The sequence below is a fragment of the Arboricoccus pini genome (genome assembly GCF_900187945.1).
GTDB classification, from domain to species: Bacteria; Pseudomonadota; Alphaproteobacteria; order Geminicoccales; family Geminicoccaceae; genus Arboricoccus; species Arboricoccus pini.
The window spans coordinates 372,911-389,771 of record NZ_FYEH01000002.1 but is presented as its reverse complement, the minus strand read 5'-3'; the positions used below and the strand labels follow the sequence as shown (position 1 = coordinate 389,771).

Below are 16,861 nucleotides of genomic sequence, written 5' to 3'. Positions count from 1 at the left end.
TGATGGCCCAGACGATCCAGCCTACCGAAACCGGCTTCAGGCGGCCGACGGAGGAATCGTCGCTCGCCCGTTTCCTTATCATCGGCCTGACGGCCTTGTTCCTGCTGACCTTTCTGGTGCTGCCGCTGGTCGTCGTCTTCACGGAGGCGCTGGGACAGGGGCTGAGCGCCTATCTGGCGGCTTTCGCCGATGAGGATGCCCAGGCGGCGATCAGGCTCACGCTGCTCGTGGCCGCCATTGCCGTGCCTGCCAATCTCGTCTTCGGAGTTGCTGCCGCCTGGGCCATCGCCAAATTCGAGTTCAAGGGCAAGAGCGTTCTTTTGACGCTGATCGACCTGCCGTTCTCGATCAGTCCCGTCATCTCGGGCCTCGTCTTTGTCTTGCTGTTCGGCGCCGAGGGGTGGCTGGGGCCGTTCCTGCAGGCGCATAACATCGAGATCATCTTCGCGCTGCCGGGCATCGTCCTGGCGACGATCTTCGTCACCTTTCCCTTCATCGCCCGCGAGCTCATCCCCTTGATGATGGAGCAGGGGACGGAGGACGAGGAGGCGGCCTTGTCGCTCGGTGCCTCCGGCTGGCAGACCTTTTGGCGGATCACCCTGCCCAATATCCGCTGGGGCCTCCTTTATGGGGTCTTGCTCTGCAATGCCCGGGCGATGGGCGAGTTCGGTGCGGTCTCGGTCGTCTCGGGGCATATTCGCGGCCTGACCAACACGATGCCGCTGCATGTCGAGATCCTCTATAACGAGTATAATCTTGTGGCGGCCTTCGCCGTCGCCTCGCTCCTGGCCCTCCTGGCCCTGGTCACGCTGTTGATCAAGACGGTGCTCGAGGTGCGCTATGGCGACGAGCTGGCGGCGAGCGTTCGGCGTCACTAGCTGAACGAGACCTTTGCCAAGCGGGCGGTGCTGGGCTAAGTGCCGCCCGGCCGCTTGCTCCTGCAGTCCTGACGGGAAGTTGGATGAGTATCGAGGTTCGAAACGTCGCCAAGCAGTTCGACGGCTTCACCGCACTCCACGATGTCTCGCTGAAGGTCGAGCCGGGCGAATTGCTGGCGCTCCTTGGACCGTCGGGCTCGGGTAAGACGACACTGCTGCGGATCATAGCCGGGCTCGATTTCCCCACGGGCGGGCGCGTATTCTTCAACGGCGAGGATGCCGGTCACCGGCATGTGGGCGCGCGCGGCGTCGGCTTCGTCTTCCAGCATTACGCGCTCTTTCGCCACATGACGGTCCTCGACAATGTAGCCTTCGGCCTGCGGGTGAAGCCAAGGCAACAGCGTTTGCCACGGGCCGAGATCGTCGAGCGGGCGATGCGGCTCCTGCAACTCGTCCAGCTGGACGCTTTCGCCAAGCGCTATCCGGGCCAGCTCTCGGGCGGTCAGCGCCAGCGTGTGGCCCTGGCCCGGGCCCTGGCGATCGAGCCACGCGTCCTCCTGCTGGACGAGCCGTTCGGTGCGCTCGACGCCAAGGTGAGGAAAGAGTTGCGGCGCTGGCTGCGTCGCCTGCACGACGAGATGCAGCTGACGTCGGTCTTTGTCACCCACGATCAGGAGGAAGCCCTGGAACTGGCCGACCGCGTCGTCGTCATGAGTAATGGCAGAATCGAGCAGATCGGCAGCCCGACCGAGATCTATGATCGGCCGGCCAGTTCGTTCGTCTATGAGTTCCTGGGCGATGTGAACAAATTGCCGGTGACGGTGGAGAGCAGGGAAGCGATCGTCTGGAGCCGCCGCTTTCCGGTGGGCGACGACATGCCGGAGGAAGGCGTGGCCTCGGCCTATGTCCGCCCGGAAGATGTCGAGGTCTCCGCGACCGCCCAGCCGGGCAGCGTGCCGGCGGCCGTCAGTCACATCAGCGCGCTCGGTCCCATCGTCCGCCTCGAGCTCGATCTCGAAGGGCAGGGGCAGCCGATCGAGGCGGAATTGACCCGAAGGCGCTGGCACGAGCTCGACATCAAGCGGGGCCAGCATGTCTGGCTGAGCACCAACCGGGCCCGCATCTTCATCGATCAGCCACGCTAGCGACCGTCGCCTAGAAGCCGGCGCGACCGGGCAGGCTGAGGCCGGTCGTCAGCGTGACGAGATGGGCAAGGAGCAGGATGCCGCCGACGACGCCCAGCGCCAGCAGTAGCGTCGAGGGCGCGCGCAGGGCACCCGGCGGCAGGGTCCGGCGCTCCGTCCGGATCGCGAGACCGATGGCGGCCAGCGCCAGGCAGAAGAGGGCAAGCGTGGGAAGCAGGGTCACGGACGTAAGCCCTTTGCATGGGGCGCTGGTCCGCACGGACGCACTCGTCTAGGAACTGTCTGCGCCGCCGGCTGGATGCAGCCGGCCAGCGATCGACCGGCCATGGAGTGAGGATGATGCCGTCTTTTTCGGACAAGGAGCAGATCGCCGACGAGGCGGCGCGAATCTTCCTGGATGTGCAGGCCGTCAATTTCCGTCCGGACCCGCCTTATATCTTTACCTCGGGGTGGGCCAGTCCGGTCTATATCGACGGCCGGCGGCTGATCTCCTTTCCAAGGGCGCGGCGCCGCTTGATCGACATGGCCGAGGCTGTCCTTGCCAGGGACGTCGGCATCGAGGCCTTCGATGCCGTGGCGGGCGGCGAGACGGCAGGCATTCCCTATGCCGCCTGGATGGCCGAGCGGCTGATGCTGCCGATGCAATATGTGCGCAAGAAGCCCAAGGGTTTTGGCCGCAACGCCCAGATCGAGGGCGTCGTTAAGGAAGGCTGGCGCACGCTTCTGGTCGAGGACCTGGCCTCCGATGCCGGCAGCAAGATCAATTTCGTTGAGGCCCTGCGGACGGCGGGCCAACCGGTCGAGCATGTCTTCGTCTTCTTCTTCTACGATATCTTTCCGCACGCCGCCCAGATTATCGAGAAGCTCGGCGTGAAGCTGCATTATTTGACGACCTGGCGCCATGTGCTGGCGGCGGCGCGCGCCAAGGGGCTCTTCAGCCCCGAGATCCTGGCCGAGGTCGAGGCGTTCTTGAACGACCCCATTACTTGGTCTGCCGCCCATGGCGGGATCGACAAGGCCCCGGCCTAGGCATCGGGAGAGCCTCGCCGGGTCTGCCGCCTACCAGCGAAAGGCTGGCAGAGCGAAATCGGGCCAGATCGCGTGGTTCCGGCAAAGCGCGTCCAGGGCCGTTTTCAGGCCTGCCTCCTGCGCCCCGGCTGCGGCGAAGGCTTCCTGGTGCAGGCCGTTCAGGACGAAGCCCGAGGCCAGGCCCATGCCGGCGGCGCCCTTGACGTCGTGGTCCAGGCTGTCGCCGATGCCGATGATGCGCGAGCGATCGATCGCGGCCAGGGCACGCAGACAGGCGCGATAGACCGGCTCGTGCGGCTTGCCCACATAGAAGACCTGGCCGCCCAGTTCCTCGTATTTCACGGCAAGCAGGCCGGGCGCGAAGACGAGACCCACATCGGTCGGCGCGTAGAGGTCGGGGTTGGAGCAGATGGCGAGGACGCCGCGTTTGGCCCCTTCCTCCAGGGCGGGATAATAATCCTCCTCGGTCAGCATCGGGCTGTCGACGCCGGAGAGGAGAATGAAGTCGGCGTCCTCGACGTCCTCGACCAGCACCGTGTCCGTACCTGACAGGACCGAGCGGTCGCCGTCGCGCGTGATCAGGTAGCAGCGCTTACCCAACCGATCGAGCGGCGGCATGTCGCGCGCCTCCACGACCTCGAAGGTCGTCTCGCCCGAGGTGACGATGGCCTCGAACATATCAAGATCGAAGCCCAGTTCGGCCAGATGAGCTCGGCTGAAATCCGCCCGGCGGCCGGAATTCGACAAGAGTGCGATCGACTTGCCGGCATCCTTCAGCTGTCGCAGCGCCTCGAGGACCCCGGGATAAGGCTCGCGGCCATTATGCAAGACGCCCCATTGATCGAGGATGAAGCCGTCGAAGCGGTCGACGAGGGCGCTTGCCCCGTTGATGAAGGCGGTCGATGACATCGGGTGGACATTCTCCAGATTACAGGAAGTCGCTGGTCGCATATTAGGCCCCCTCCTATCGGAATCCTATTTCACGGTCGACAGCGGCCAAGGGGAGCTTGCCATGCATTGCGGCGCGTCGGTCCGCGACACGCTTGCGCAGGATTTTGATCTTCGCGCTGCATGGCCGGATCTGTCCGCCGTTGGCGAAATCACGGGGAGCGACGGGGCGAGGAGTGAGCCATCAAGGCGTTCTTGGGGATCGATTGCTTTTCGCGCCGGGGCATGGCCGCCGCGACAGTGAAGCCGCGTCAGCACCGACGCCATGAAGGCAAGGCGCGTCTGACCCGCACGGGCGAGCGCTCCAAAGCGCCGCTGCCCTCGCCCCGATTGACCGGCAGCGCGTGGAGCGCACGCAGGATAGTCGGATCAATCAGGCGGTGTGGAAGGAAATCGTGCTGCCCACGAAGGCACTGGACAGTTTCCGCATCGGCCGACCAGGGCGCGACGAATAGCTGGCTATCCCGTCAACCGCCTTGCGGGGAGGAGAGTTGGTCAGACCGCAGTTCGAGCTACTCGCGGGGAGAGTTGCCAACTTCGCTTGGTGAGGACGAGATCCTCGGGCCGATGGTCGAGTTCGGCGATGAGGTCGATAAAGCTCCTCGGCAAGGGACCGTGGATGAGCGCTGCCTGTAGGCCATGTACGCCGGTGCCCAAACGCGTGGCACGGGCGCATCCTGCACGGGCACGGGCACGGGCACGGGCGTCGGTTCGGTTATTTCTGTCGGCCTGCCATCCAGGCCGGCATCGATGATCGTCTTGCCGCGGTTGGGGTGATCCTTCCGGCCTTGCCCCTGATGGCTTGTGCCGGCGGCTGCTGATATTTACAGCGTTTAATGTGATCAGGTTGAGGAGAAGTGGCCGTGGCCACCCTAACAAAACATTCGCCAGCCAGCGGCGGCTGGACCTACGTGATTTGGGCCGCAATCGCTATTCTGGGCGCCTTCGCGTTAGGCATTGTCGCGCTCCATCGGGGCGAAACGATCAACGCGGTCTGGCTCGTGACGGCCGCCGTCTGCGTCTATCTGCTGGCCTACCGTTTCTACAGCGTTTTCATCGCCGACCGGGTGCTGCAGCTCGACCCCAGGCGCGTGACGCCAGCCGTCCGCTATAATGACGGCCTCGACTTCGTCCCGACCAACAAGAACGTCGTTTTTGGCCATCATTTCGCCGCGATCGCGGGTGCCGGGCCGCTGGTGGGGCCGGTTCTCGCAGCGCAGATGGGCTATCTGCCCGGCACGCTCTGGATCCTGGTCGGTGTGGTTTTTGCCGGTGCCGTGCAGGATTTCCTGATCCTCTTTATCTCGACGCGCCGCGATGGGCGCTCGCTGGGCGAGATCATCCGCTCGGAGATGGGCAACGTCCCGGGCATCGTCGCTTTGTTCGGCGTCTTGATGATTATGATCATCCTCCTGGCCGTGCTGGCGCTGGTCGTGGTCAAGGCGCTGACCGGCAGCCCCTGGGGCACCTTCACCGTCTTTGCGACGATTCCCATTGCCGTGCTCATGGGCATTTACAGCCGCGTTCGGCCGGGGCGCATCCTCGAGATGTCGCTGATCGGATTCGTTCTCCTGATGGCCTCGATCGTCTTTGGCCGGACTGTTGCGGAGACCCCGAGCCTGGCACCGCTTTTCACCTATAGCGGCCCAACCCTGGCCCTGATCCTGATCGGCTACGGCTTCATCGCCTCGATCTTGCCGGTATGGCTGGTGCTGGCGCCGCGCGATTATCTCTCGACATTCCTCAAGATCGGCACGATCACGGCGCTGGCGCTGGGTATCCTCGTCGTCCAGCCGCAGATGCAGATGCCGGCCGTCAGCCGTTTTGTCGACGGTACCGGTCCCGTGTTCTCGGGCGGCCTCTTTCCCTTCCTCTTCATCACGATCGCCTGCGGCTCCGTTTCCGGCTTCCATGCGCTGATCGCCTCTGGGACCACGCCCAAGCTAATCGAGAACGAGGTGCAGACCCGCTTGATCGGCTATGGCGCCATGCTCATGGAGAGCTTCGTTGCCATCATGGCATTGATCGCCGCCTGTGTTCTCGAGCCCGGCGCCTATTTCGCCATGAACGCGCCAGCGGCTCTGATCGGCACCACGGTCGATCAGGCAGCACAGACGGTCAGCAATTGGGGCTTCGTGATCACGCCCGACATGCTGACCCAATTGGCGAGCGATGTCGGCGAGAGTTCGATCCTTAGTCGCGCGGGCGGCGCGCCGACTCTGGCGGTCGGTATGGCGCATATTCTCTCAGGTGCCGTCGGCGGCAAGACGATGATGGCCTTTTGGTACCATTTCGCCATTCTCTTCGAGGCCCTCTTTATCCTCACGACCGTCGATGCCGGAACAAGGGTTACCCGTTTCATGATCCAGGATCTGCTGGGTACGGCGATCCCGGCCTTCAAGCGGACCCAGGCACTGCTACCCAATCTAATGGCGACCGCCCTGGCCGTCGCCGCCTGGGGCTATTTCCTCTACCAGGGCGTCGTCGATCCCTTGGGCGGCATCAATTCGCTCTGGCCACTCTTTGGCATCTCCAACCAGATGCTGGCGGCGATTGCGCTGACCCTGGCGACGGTCGTCCTCTTTCGCATGAAGCATGAGCGCTATGCGTGGGTTGCCATCTTGCCGACCGCGTGGCTCGCGATCTGCACGCTGACGGCGGGCTGGCAAAAGCTCTTCGATTCCAGCCCGGCCATCGGCTTTCTTGCGCACGGTGCCAAGTACCGCGCGGCCCTGGCGAATGGCCAGATGCTGGCGCCCGCCAAGAACGCGCTCGAGATGAGCCGCATCGTCACCAATGACTATGTGAATGCCGGGCTGACATTGATCTTCATGGCGGTGGTCGTCATCATGCTGGTCTATGGCGTCACCGTCTCCCGCCAGGCGCTTCGCAGCCATCGGGTAAGTACAAGGGAGGCCAGCTATGAACTGCCTGTGCAATCTCGGGCCTGAATTGGGCAGGTTGGGCCGCCGCCTCAAGGAGACGGCCAATCTCATGATCGGCATTCAGGATTATGAGACTTATGTCGCGCATCAGGGCCGGGTCCATCCCGAGCGGCCGGTACTGAGCAAGACCGAGTTTTTCCGGCTCATGCAGTCGCGACGCTATGCCGATGGCAGTGGTCGTGGTCTGCGCTGCTGCTGACATGGCAATCCCTGGCCGATAGCGGGAGGGCGGCGCTGGCAGTGTCGGTGCGAGCCCGAGGAATCGAGGGGCGGACGTCGGCTCGACGACATCCGCCTGCTTTTTCTTAAAGAGCAAGGCAGCTGTCGATGACACTTCCGATGATCGAGATTGCCGGGCGCCGGACACCGCGGCTGGGGCAAGGTACCTGGAACATGGGCGAGCGCGGCGCCGATCGGGAGGCGGAGGCAAGAGCACTGCGCCGTGGCCTTGATCTGGGCCTGACGCTCGTCGATACGGCGGAAATGTATGCCCAGGGGGGCTCGGAAGAGGTCGTGGGTGCGGCAATTGCCGGGCGGCGGGACGAGGTGGTGCTGGTCAGCAAGGTGCTGCCGTCGAATGCCAGTCGGCAGGGGACGGTGGCTGCCTGCGAGCGGAGTCTGAAGCGGTTGGCGACCGATCATCTCGATCTCTATCTGCTGCACTGGACGGGCAGCCATCCGCTCGAGGAGACGCTGGCGGGCTTCGCGGCCCTGCAGGCGGCTGGCAAGATCCGTCATTGGGGTGTGAGCAATTTCGACGCCGACGACATGGCCGAGCTTTTGGCTCTCGAAGGCGGCGCGGCCTGCGCCACCAATCAGGTTCTCTATAACCTGACGCGGCGCTGGCCCGAGGCGCGTCTTGCCCCGCTTTGCCGTCGTCGTTCGATACCGCTCATGGCCTACTCGCCGATCGAGCAGGGGCGCATGCTTCGCGATGCGGGGCTCAAGAAGATCGCCGCCGGTCTGGGCGCGACGGTGGCGCAGGTGGCGCTGGCCTGGCTGCTCCGCCAGCCGGGCGTGATCCCGATCCCGAAGGCTGCGCGGCCGGTGCATGTGGAGGAGAATCGCCGCGCGCTCGAGCTTGAATTGCCGGACGAGACCCTGTCGGCGCTGAATCGGCTCTTTCCAGCGCCTAAAGGCAATCCGTCGATCGAGATGCTCTAAAAGACGAGCGGACTCGGCGTCCGCTCAGGCTGTCGCAAGCTCGCGAAGCGATTGGCTGAGGCGTTCGAAGCGGCCGAGCACCTCGTCGATCTGGGCTGGCGCATGGGCGGCGGAGAGGCTGCAGCGGAGCAGGCAGGCGCCGTTCGGCGTGCCCGGTGGCACGGCCAGATTGACATAGACGCCAAGCTGCAGGAGCCGGTTCCAGGCGGCGACGGCCGTTGCCTCGTCCGGCAGCCGGATCGCCGCGACCGGGCCCGGGGCAGCGGCGACGGTGTAGCCCAGTTGGCGAAGGCCCGCATGCAGCCGTTCGGCATTGTTCCAGATGGCGGCGCGCAGGTTCGGATCGTTGGCCATGCGGCGCAGCGAGGCGCGGGCCGACGCGATGCTTGCTGGGCTGGGCGAGGCCGTGAACATATAGGGGCGCGAGCAGAAGCGCAGGCAGTCGAAGCGCGGATGGTTGGCGGCACCGAAACCGCCGATCGCGGCCAGGCTCTTGCTGAATGTGCCGACGACGAAATCGACGTCCGCCTCGCAGTCCTGGGCCTCGGCCACGCCGCGGCCCTCGCCGCCATAGACGCCAAGTGAGTGTGCCTCGTCGACCATTAGCCAGGCGCCGTGCTTCTTCTTGACCTCGGCGAAGGCCTTGAGCGGGGCAGTGTCGCCCAGGATGCTATAGAGGCCCTCGACAATGATGAGCTTGCATTCGCCCTCGGGCGAGCGGGCGAGGCGACGGTCGAGGTCGTCAGGGTCGTTGTGGCGGAAGCGGATGACCTTGGCGCCGGAGAGCGTGCAGCCGTCATAGATGCTGGCGTGGCTGTCGCTGTCCATGAAGATGACGTCGCGTGGGCCAGCGACGCCGGCGATCATGGCCAGGTTTGCCTGGTAGCCGGTCGTGAAGACCATGCAGGAGCGACGCTTCAGGAACGCCGCCAGTTCAAGCTCCAACTCCTGGTGCTGCGCATAATTGCCGTTGGCGATGCGCGAGCCCGTGGTGCCGGTACCGTCCCTGCGGGCCGCCTCGACCGAGGCGTCGATCGCCGTCGGGTCGAAGGTAAGGCCCAGATAATTATTGGTGCCGAGGAGGATGGTGCGGCGGCCGCCAATCATCGCCTCGGTGGCGCTCAGCATCTCATCGACGCGGACGGCGAAAGGATCCGTTCCGGCTTCCAAGACCTTGTCGTGCCGGCCGATGATCGTGGCGTACTTATCGAAGATATCCATGCGCTCGAAAGCTCGCTGCAAAGGGGTCAGTCGCCCCGGAAGGCGGCAAGGTAGAAAGAAAGAAGGTGGCGCTCAGCCTTTGACGTGCCGGCGGACGAGCTTGGCCAGGTCGCCTAGCGTACGCAGGTCCGCGATCTCGTTGATTGGAATGTCGATATTATAATGGTCCTCGATCTCCATCACGAGATCCATGGCGGCCACGCTATCGATATTGAGCTGGGCCGCAAGTTCGGTGTCGGGTGTGAGCGCCATGCCCTCGGGAGCAAAGCGCGTCACCAGCCCGCAGACCTCCTTGAAAACCTCGTCGCTGCCCGCGACGTCCTTGTCGCTCGTTACGTCCACCATGATACCCGTCCGTCCGTTCGTCGCGGGAGGTTCCTGTGTCCAGGCACCCCTTGTTCACTTCGTCTTGCCGGCTTTGATCCAGCCCGCGCTTCTATACCACGCCAGAGTTCTTGCGAACCCCGCCGTGAAATCCAGGGTCGGGCGCCAGATGAGGCCCTGATGCGTCGCCCGCTCCACCCGCCAGTCGGGATGGAAAAGTTCGGCCACTTTGCCTCGATCCAAAGGCGGCGTCTGGCGCAGGCCGCGCGCCGCCAGCTCCATGAGACGGGCGACACCCTCGAAGACTGCACGTGGCAGCTTCAGGACGCGGACGCGTCGACCCATGGCCAGGGCAGCGATACGGGCCAGATCGTCCCAGCCATAGCCGGCATCCGTGCCATCATCCGGCTCGATCAGCCTTGCCGGGTCGCCGGCATCCCCGACGGCCAGGGCCGCCAGGAGTGCCACTAGGTCGTCCACATGGATCATCGAGAAAAGATGCCGCCCGCGTGGTGCCGTCAGCCAGCCCTGGCTCAGTTGCTGGAAGATCGGCAAGGTCCCCTTGTCACCCGGGCCATAGACGGCGGGTGGGCGCACGATGCGGACGTCGGGCAGGCCGGCGAAGGCCCGCTCGCCACCGGCCTTGCTGGCGGCATAAGGCGAAAGCTCGGGGGCCCGCGCCGCCAATGAGGAGATGACGAGCAGCGGCACGCTTGGATTGGCGCTGGCGAGGGCAGCGGCGAGATTACGGCTGCCTGCCGCGTTGGCATGCTCGAAGGCGGTGGGATCCGCCGCCGCGACCAAGCCTGCCAAGTGGATGACGCTCTCGGCATCGGCAACGAGTTCGGCCAGCGCCGGCGCATTGCCAAGGTCGCCCTTGACGGCGACCAGGCCCTGGGCTGGCGGCAACGATTCGGGGTGTCTTGCCAGCGCCTTGACCTTGTGGCCCTGGTCGAGGAGCCTGGTCAGGAGCGGCCGGCCGATAAAGCCGGTGGCTCCCGTCAGCGCGATGATCAAGGGTTTGCCTGCTGCGTGCTGGCCGCAACTCAGCTGGCGAGAGCCAGCTGGCCCCAGGCCTGGTTGGCGGCCGCCGCCGGAGCGGCCTCGCCGACGTCGCGGATGGCGCCGCTCGCGTATTTGGATTTCGCGGCCGCCCGGCTGAGCTTGCCCGACGTTGTGAAGGTCAAGGAACGCGGTGGCGCCAGGACGACCTCGCAATCGACGCCGGCCACGCGCTGCAGCGTTGCATGGATATCGCTACGCAGGCGCTCTTGCGCCTCGCTGTCGCTGGTCCGGCATTGCACCACGGCGACGACACGCTCTTTGTCCTCGTCGCCCGTCATCGAGAAGGCGGCGACGTCGCCAACGCGCACGCCCTCGATGCGCTCGATGGCCCATTCGAGGTCCTGCGGCCAGATATTGCGGCCGTTCAGGATAATGAGGTCCTTCGTCCGGCCGGTGACGACGAGTTCGCCGTCGACGAGGTAGCCCATGTCGCCCGTGTCGAGCCAGCCATCCTCGACCATGACCGCGTTCGTCGCCTCGACGTTGCGGAAATAGCCCGTCATCAGGCTGGGGCCCTTGATGCAGACCCGGCCGACGGTGCGCTCGGGCAGGCGGCGATTGGCATCGTCGCGGATCTCGAGCGCGTAGCCGGCCATCGGCCGGCCGCATTTGACGAAAGCGCGGGTACGGTGCGTGCCACGGTCGACGACGGCACTGGCCGGGATCGCCAGGCGCAGGCGCTCGAAGGCGTCGCCCTGCTCGATGAGGTCGATCTCGACGCCCCGATGCAAGGGCGCGAAGGTGACGGCCAGGGTCGCCTCGGCCAGACCGTAGCTGGCGACGAAGGCGCGTTTGTCGAAGCCGGCGGCGGCAAAGGTCCGGGCGAACTCTCCCAGCGCCTTCGGGCGGATCATCTCGCCGCCAATGCCGGCCAGGCGCCACTGGCTGAGATCATAGTCGGCAACGGCGCTGCCGGCCGCGCGCCTGGCGCAGAGCTCGTAGCCGAAGGTCGGGCTGAACGAGATCGTTCCGCCCATTTCGGAGAGCACCTTCAGCCAGGAGAGGGGCCGGCGGGCAAAGCCGGTGGTGGCGATATAGTCGACCGGGATCTGGTTCAGCACGGGCGTCAGGCAACAGCCGACCAGGCCCATGTCGTGATAGAGCGGCAGCCAGGACGTACAGCGATCGCCGCTCCTGAGCTCGATGCCGCCGGCAATGGCGCGGGCATTGGCGGTGATCGCCGCCTGGGTCACGAGGACGCCGCGCGGAAAGCTCGTGCTGCCCGAAGAATATTGGATGTAGCAGGGATCTTCCGGCCGCAGATGGACCAGCTGGCCGGTCGGCTCCAGAGCTTCCAGCGCCTCGACCGTGCCGACGAAGCGCACATCCGTCTCGATCGCGGCCTCTTCCAGCGTGGCCAGCAGCTCGGTGGCACCGATGGCGGCCCGGGCGCCAGCGCTGAGCAGCATGCCCTGCAGCCGGGCCACATAGGCATCCTTGCCGCCGAAATTGATGCAGAGCGGCAGCGGCACCGGCACGAGGCCGGCATACTGGCAGGCGAAGAAGACCTTGAGGAAGGCAGGCGTCGTCTCGGCGATGACGGCCACGCGATCGCCGCGCTCAAGGCCTGCCGAGCGGAAACGCGGAGCCAGGTCCAGGGCCGCCCGGCGCAGATCCTGATAGGAGAGGACGAACTCGAGCTCGCCGCGCGCGCTGAAGAAATTGAAGCCCGTCTCGCCGCGTGCCGCATAGTCGAGTCCATCGACGAGCGTCGCAAAGCCGGCGCTCTTGAACGGGAGAGACAGGTTGGCTTTCGGTGTAGGCTGCAACATGAAGCTGTCCGCTCCTCCGACAAACCGGCTTAGCCGGTCTTCTATTCATACAGCGCGGACATGCTAGGGCATCGTCCGCGTCCGATCGCGGTGGGCGTCCTTGATCGGCAAGTGTCTAGATAGCGTCGCGAGCGGCCAAGGCCCACTCAAGTCGCGTTACACAATGTTACAGAACCGTGGCGGTCGTGCGTCATCTGTGTGGACGTCTTTTAGGATATGCACGGCGTCATGCCAAATCGGCGCATGGCTGGGCGACGGCGACGTGCTGAGCTACCTATCCCTCCTGTCACGCCCCCTTGCTGGAGCAGCCATGCAAATCACCTGGCTCGGCCACGCGGCCTTCCATCTGCAAACCTCGTCCGACAGCCTGCTGCTGGATCCCTTTTGGACCGGCAACCCGACATTCCCCGAGGGTGCCGAGGCCAAGATCGACAAGGTCGACATCATCGCCCTCACGCATGGCCATGAGGACCATGTGGGCGACACGGTTCGTCTCGCCAAGAAATACGGTGCCACCGTCTTTGCCCAGCCCGAGATCTGCGCCTGGCTCGGCAGCCAGGGTGTCGAGAAGCTGGAGCCCATGAACATTGGCGGCCGCCTCGAGCAAGGCGGCTTCAGTCTCGCCATGGTCCAGGCCTTTCATAGCTCCAGCCTGACGGAGAATGGCCGTTCCATCGACATGGGCGATCCCGCAGGCTTCGTCATTCGCGGCGGCGGCACCAGCGTCTACGTGGCGGGCGATACCGGCATCTTCTCCGACATGGCGTTGATCCAGCGGATCTACGAGCCCAGGGTCGGCATCCTGCCGGTCGGCGACCGCTTCACGATGGGGCCTGAACTGGCGGCCATCGCCTGCAACGAATTCCTCAATCTCGATCTCGTCATCCCCGCCCACTGGGGGACGTTTCCGCTGCTGCATGGCGATCCGCACAAGCTCTCGGGCCTAGTCACGCGCGGCCGGGTGCAGATTCCGACCCCGGGCGAGCCCATCGAGGTCTAGGCGTCGAAGTCCGGCCGGGGCGGCCTTGAACCTAGCGGCCAGACGCGCCCTCCGCCCCGTGCAGAAGCGGCCCGAAGACCGGCCGGCCCTGCCGCCACGTGGCGATCACATGCGGCGGCATGCCGGGCGGCGTGGCGATGGCCAAAAGATCGGCGCGGCAGCCGGTCGCGATCCGCCCGCGATCCTTGAGCCCGGCCGCGCGGGCGGGGTTGCGGCTGACCAGATCCCAAGCGCGCTCCAGCGGCAGGATCTTGCCTTGCGCCAGCCGGAAGGCCGCCTGCAGGAGGGCTGGATAGTAGTAATCCGAGGCCAGGATCGTGCAGGCGCCGGCGGCGATCAGGCTCTCGGCGGACACCCAACCCATGTGGCTTTTGCCGCGCAGCACGTTGGGTGCGCCCATGACGACGTCATGGCCTTCATCGACCGCCGTTCGCGCCGTCTCCAGGTTCAAGGGAAATTCGGCGACGCCGCAGCCGAGTGCCGCGAAGGTCCGCCATTCCTCGGGCGTCTCGCTGTCGTGGGCGAGCATGGGGATGCCCCGCGCCAGGGCGGCCGCTGCCAGCAGCTTCAGGGCTGCCGGAACTTCAGTGCTCCGGGCGGCCGCCGCCAAAGCCAGTTCGTTGAAGCGGGCGACCGGTACACCAGCGCGATAGGCGTTGCCGATATTGCCCGATGGCTTCAAGGCGTCGGCCGCCATCTTGGACGTGTGGTCGTTGAAGGCCAAAAGTCCGATCCGGCCCGTCTCGATCAGGCGTAGCGCCTCGTCCAGTCCCGCGAAATTATGCGTCTCGAAGCGCAGATGGATGCGATGCTCGGCGCAAAGATGCCGGCTTGCGGCATTGAGCCAGTCCATGACGCCCCGGCCGGTCGCGGTGCCGCGCAGGCCGGGCTCCCAGGACCACGTAACGCCGTGAAATGCCGTGGCGATGCCATTGGCAGCCAGCTGGCGGTCCGTGTCGAGGAGGCCGACGCCAAGATCGACCATGACGCCCGGGCGGGGCATGATCTGCCGTTCGAACGCATCGCCATGCAGATCGACGAAGGCGGGTGCCAGCAGCAGGTCCTCCGGCAGCAATACGGCCTTGCTCGTGCCGCCCTCGGTTACCTCCTGGATGAAACCCTGCTCGATCGTCAGGGTAGCCGGGCGAATCGGGCCTTCGGGCAGAAGCACCCGGTGGGCGCGAAGTCGCATGGAGGGTGGGGCCATTGATGGTTCCTGGTCCGGCATGAAAGGGCAGCCTTTGACCCCAGCACATGCCGTCATCCGCGCGGTCGGACAAGAGCCACCCTGCTGGCGTGCATACGGACAAGCGCCCTCCGGTTGCCGGACTAGGCGCGAACCGGAGCCGTAGCCCCACGGTTGTGCTCGAATGGTTCCAACCAGCGGCGAAAACGACTAGGGGTGCCATTCAATGGTCGCGGATCGGCGCTTCGATCCGTCGGCCCCAGCCTTGCTCCTGGGACCTATGGGACAGGGTTGGCGTTCTTCGCATCCGCTTGAGCCCAGGAAGCTTGCATGGCGCCCGAAATCGTCTTTTCGAATGCACGTATCGTCACCGAGGACGAGGTGGTTCTGGGCTCGATGCAGCTTGAGGGGGCTCGCATCGGCGGTGTGTCCGCCACGTCTTCGGCATTGCCGGCTGCGGTCGATCTGGAGGGCGATTATCTCATTCCAGGCCTGATCGAGTTACACACCGATAATCTCGAAAAGCACTACAGCCCCCGCGCGGGCGTGCAATGGGACGCGGTGGCGGCCGCGGTCGGCCATGACGTTCAGATCACCGGTTCGGGGATCACGACGGTCTACGATTCGTTGGTTCTGGGCGCTGCACCCGGCTGGGATGCGCGCGACGAGTGGCTGGTCCCGATGCTGGCAGGCCTGGCGGAAGCGCGGCGGCTTGGCATGCTCAAGGCCGAGCACCGGCTGCACTGGCGCTGCGAGGTGACGCATGCCGAGATCGTGGCGCTGTTCGAGAGCCTGGCGGCGGAGCCGGGCCTCGGCCTCATCTCCTTGATGGATCACGCCCCTGGGGATCGCCAGTCGCCGGATATCGAGGCGTATAAGCGGCGCTATCGGGCGGCTGCCAGTGTCGACGACGCTGCGGTCGAGGCGCATGTCGCCTCGCTGATCGAGGGTTCCCGGCGCTATGGCTCGGATAATCGCCGGCAGCTTTGCGCCATGGCGGCGACAAAAAATATTCCGGTGGCTAGCCACGACGATGCGAGGCTCGAGCATATCGAGGAGGCCGCGGCGCTAGGCTGCGTGATCAGCGAGTTCCCAACGACGCTCGAAGCGGCGGTCGCGGCGCGGCGGGCCGGTATGCAGGTGTTGATGGGGGCACCCAATCTCATTCGCGGCAGCTCGCATTCTGGCAATGTGGCGGCCGCCGAGTTGGCGCGCGAGGACCAGTTGGACATCATCTCCTCCGACTATATTCCAGCTGCCCTGCTGCCGGCCGCGTTCAGGCTCGCAAGCGACGCCTTCGGCTATAGCCTGTCCAGGGCCATTGCCACGGTTAGCGCCAATCCGGCGCGCGCCGCGGGACTCGACGATCGCGGTCGAATCGGGCAGGGGATGCGCGCTGATCTCGTCCGCGTGGCCCTGCGGGACGGCCGGCCACTGGTGCGCGAAGTCTGGGTCGCAGGAGCAAGGGAAGCCTGATGCGCCGCTATGCCGTCTATGCCGTGCCACCGGAGCGAGCGCCGCTGATGCAGTTCGCCAACCAGTGGTTGGGTTGGGATCCCTATAAGGGAAAGAAAGTGGTGCAGCCCATTTTGGCTGGCGTCGCTCCAGAGGCGCTGGCCAGGGCGACGGCGGACCCGGCGCATTACGGCTTTCACGGCACGCTCAAGGCGCCCTTCGAACTGGCGAGTGGAATCGAGAGTGCGACCCTGCATCAAGGCGTGGCCGATCTGGCGCAGGGCCACCGGCCTTTTTCGCTCGATCTTCGCTTGGCGGCGGTGGGCGATTTCCTGGCCTTGATCCCACGCGAGCCGCTGGCCGACCTCGACGATCTGGCGGCGACCTGCGTGGAGGAGTTGGATGCCTTGCGCGCGCCGCTCAGTGAGGCCGATATCGCCCGGCGCAATCCCGCCCGGCTGCTGCCCGAGCAGCGGGATTACCTGGAGCGGTTTGGCTATCCCTACGTCTTTGAATTCTTTCAGTTTCATATGACATTAACCGGGCGGGTCTACGGGGATGAGAAAGCGAGGCTGCTGGCCGCCTTGCAGGAGGCGGTGACGCCTTTGATCCGGGACCCGTTCGTCATCGACGCGCTAGGCGTCTTCGAGCAGCGTGACAGAGATTCGCCGTTCGTCGTCACAGGTCGATACGAGTTTCAGGGACCGGCTCTGAGCTGAGGGCCGGGCC

Annotated in this window: 16 protein-coding genes; 9 read left to right on the top strand and 7 right to left on the bottom strand. The window is 65.4% G+C overall.

What is annotated here, in order from left to right; all coding sequences use genetic code 11:
- Nucleotides 1–2: 2 nt before the first annotated feature.
- Together cysW and CFB17_RS04550 are read left to right on the top strand one after the other, a co-directional pair.
- Complete coding sequence (cysW, locus tag CFB17_RS04555; RefSeq protein WP_088560261.1) at nt 3–878, top strand: sulfate ABC transporter permease subunit CysW; 876 nt, start codon at nt 3–5, stop codon at nt 876–878.
- Nucleotides 879–961: 83 nt separating this feature from the next.
- On the top strand, nt 962–2,023 hold the full coding sequence (locus tag CFB17_RS04550) for a sulfate/molybdate ABC transporter ATP-binding protein (protein ID WP_088560193.1): 1,062 nt from the start codon (nt 962–964) through the stop codon (nt 2,021–2,023).
- Nucleotides 2,024–2,033: 10 nt separating this feature from the next.
- Here CFB17_RS04550 and CFB17_RS04545 read toward each other — a convergent pair whose 3' ends face one another.
- Nucleotides 2,034–2,246, bottom strand: coding sequence for a hypothetical protein (locus CFB17_RS04545; protein WP_088560192.1), 213 nt, complete (start codon nt 2,244–2,246; stop codon nt 2,034–2,036).
- Nucleotides 2,247–2,359: 113 nt separating this feature from the next.
- Here CFB17_RS04545 and CFB17_RS04540 point away from each other — a divergent pair, with 113 nt between their 5' ends.
- Nucleotides 2,360–3,052: an orotate phosphoribosyltransferase gene (locus tag CFB17_RS04540; RefSeq protein WP_407642378.1), complete on the top strand. Its 693-nt coding sequence runs from the start codon at nt 2,360–2,362 to the stop codon at nt 3,050–3,052.
- 30 nt (nt 3,053–3,082) lie between these two features.
- On the opposite strand, the gene CFB17_RS04535 is transcribed toward CFB17_RS04540, so the two are convergent.
- Nucleotides 3,083–3,961: a TIGR01459 family HAD-type hydrolase gene (locus CFB17_RS04535; protein ID WP_165769423.1), complete on the bottom strand. Its 879-nt coding sequence runs from the start codon at nt 3,959–3,961 to the stop codon at nt 3,083–3,085.
- A 902-nt stretch (nt 3,962–4,863) separates the two neighbouring features.
- Here CFB17_RS04535 and CFB17_RS04530 point away from each other — a divergent pair.
- The 3 genes from CFB17_RS04530 to CFB17_RS04520 all read left to right on the top strand — a co-directional run bounded on the left by CFB17_RS04530 (nt 4,864) and on the right by CFB17_RS04520 (nt 8,109).
- Entirely contained in the window at nt 4,864–6,951 is a 2,088-nt protein-coding gene (locus tag CFB17_RS04530) for a carbon starvation CstA family protein (protein ID WP_207761930.1), read from the top strand.
- Nucleotides 6,923–7,144 carry a YbdD/YjiX family protein gene (locus tag CFB17_RS04525; protein WP_088560190.1) on the top strand — a complete coding sequence of 74 codons (222 nt, stop codon included), beginning with the start codon at nt 6,923–6,925 and terminating at the stop codon, nt 7,142–7,144. Before CFB17_RS04530 ends, CFB17_RS04525 begins: the two co-directional genes overlap by 29 nt.
- 128 nt (nt 7,145–7,272) lie before the next feature.
- Entirely contained in the window at nt 7,273–8,109 is an 837-nt protein-coding gene (locus CFB17_RS04520) for an aldo/keto reductase (protein WP_088560189.1), read from the top strand.
- A gap of 24 nt (nt 8,110–8,133) precedes the next feature.
- Here CFB17_RS04520 and spt read toward each other — a convergent pair whose 3' ends face one another.
- The 4 genes from spt to CFB17_RS04500 form a co-directional block, all read right to left on the bottom strand.
- Nucleotides 8,134–9,330: a serine palmitoyltransferase gene (gene spt / locus CFB17_RS04515; RefSeq protein WP_088560188.1), complete on the bottom strand. Its 1,197-nt coding sequence runs from the start codon at nt 9,328–9,330 to the stop codon at nt 8,134–8,136.
- A gap of 72 nt (nt 9,331–9,402) precedes the next feature.
- On the bottom strand, nt 9,403–9,675 hold the full coding sequence (locus tag CFB17_RS04510; protein WP_088560187.1) for an acyl carrier protein: 273 nt from the start codon (nt 9,673–9,675) through the stop codon (nt 9,403–9,405).
- A gap of 54 nt (nt 9,676–9,729) precedes the next feature.
- Nucleotides 9,730–10,671, bottom strand: a complete 942-nt coding sequence (locus tag CFB17_RS04505; protein WP_165769422.1) for an NAD-dependent epimerase/dehydratase family protein — start codon at nt 10,669–10,671, stop codon at nt 9,730–9,732.
- A gap of 29 nt (nt 10,672–10,700) precedes the next feature.
- The gene (locus tag CFB17_RS04500; protein WP_088560186.1) at nt 10,701–12,491 is read right to left on the bottom strand and encodes a fatty acyl-AMP ligase; all 1,791 of its coding nucleotides are present in this window, start codon (nt 12,489–12,491) and stop codon (nt 10,701–10,703) included.
- Between the two features lie 310 nt (nt 12,492–12,801).
- Here CFB17_RS04500 and CFB17_RS04495 point away from each other — a divergent pair, with 310 nt between their 5' ends.
- Nucleotides 12,802–13,491 (top strand): metal-dependent hydrolase, encoded by a 690-nt coding sequence (locus CFB17_RS04495; protein WP_088560185.1) that lies wholly within the window; start codon nt 12,802–12,804, stop codon nt 13,489–13,491.
- Between the two features lie 31 nt (nt 13,492–13,522).
- On the opposite strand, the gene CFB17_RS04490 is transcribed toward CFB17_RS04495, so the two are convergent.
- Nucleotides 13,523–14,698: an alpha-D-ribose 1-methylphosphonate 5-triphosphate diphosphatase gene (locus CFB17_RS04490; RefSeq protein ID WP_165769421.1), complete on the bottom strand. Its 1,176-nt coding sequence runs from the start codon at nt 14,696–14,698 to the stop codon at nt 13,523–13,525.
- 309 nt (nt 14,699–15,007) lie between these two features.
- Here CFB17_RS04490 and CFB17_RS04485 point away from each other — a divergent pair, with 309 nt between their 5' ends.
- Nucleotides 15,008–16,153, top strand: coding sequence for an alpha-D-ribose 1-methylphosphonate 5-triphosphate diphosphatase (locus tag CFB17_RS04485; RefSeq protein WP_243389723.1), 1,146 nt, complete (start codon nt 15,008–15,010; stop codon nt 16,151–16,153).
- Nucleotides 16,153–16,851: a DUF1045 domain-containing protein gene (locus tag CFB17_RS04480; RefSeq protein WP_088560183.1), complete on the top strand. Its 699-nt coding sequence runs from the start codon at nt 16,153–16,155 to the stop codon at nt 16,849–16,851. The genes CFB17_RS04485 and CFB17_RS04480 overlap by 1 nt, the downstream gene beginning before the upstream one ends.
- Nucleotides 16,852–16,861: the final 10 nt, after the last annotated feature.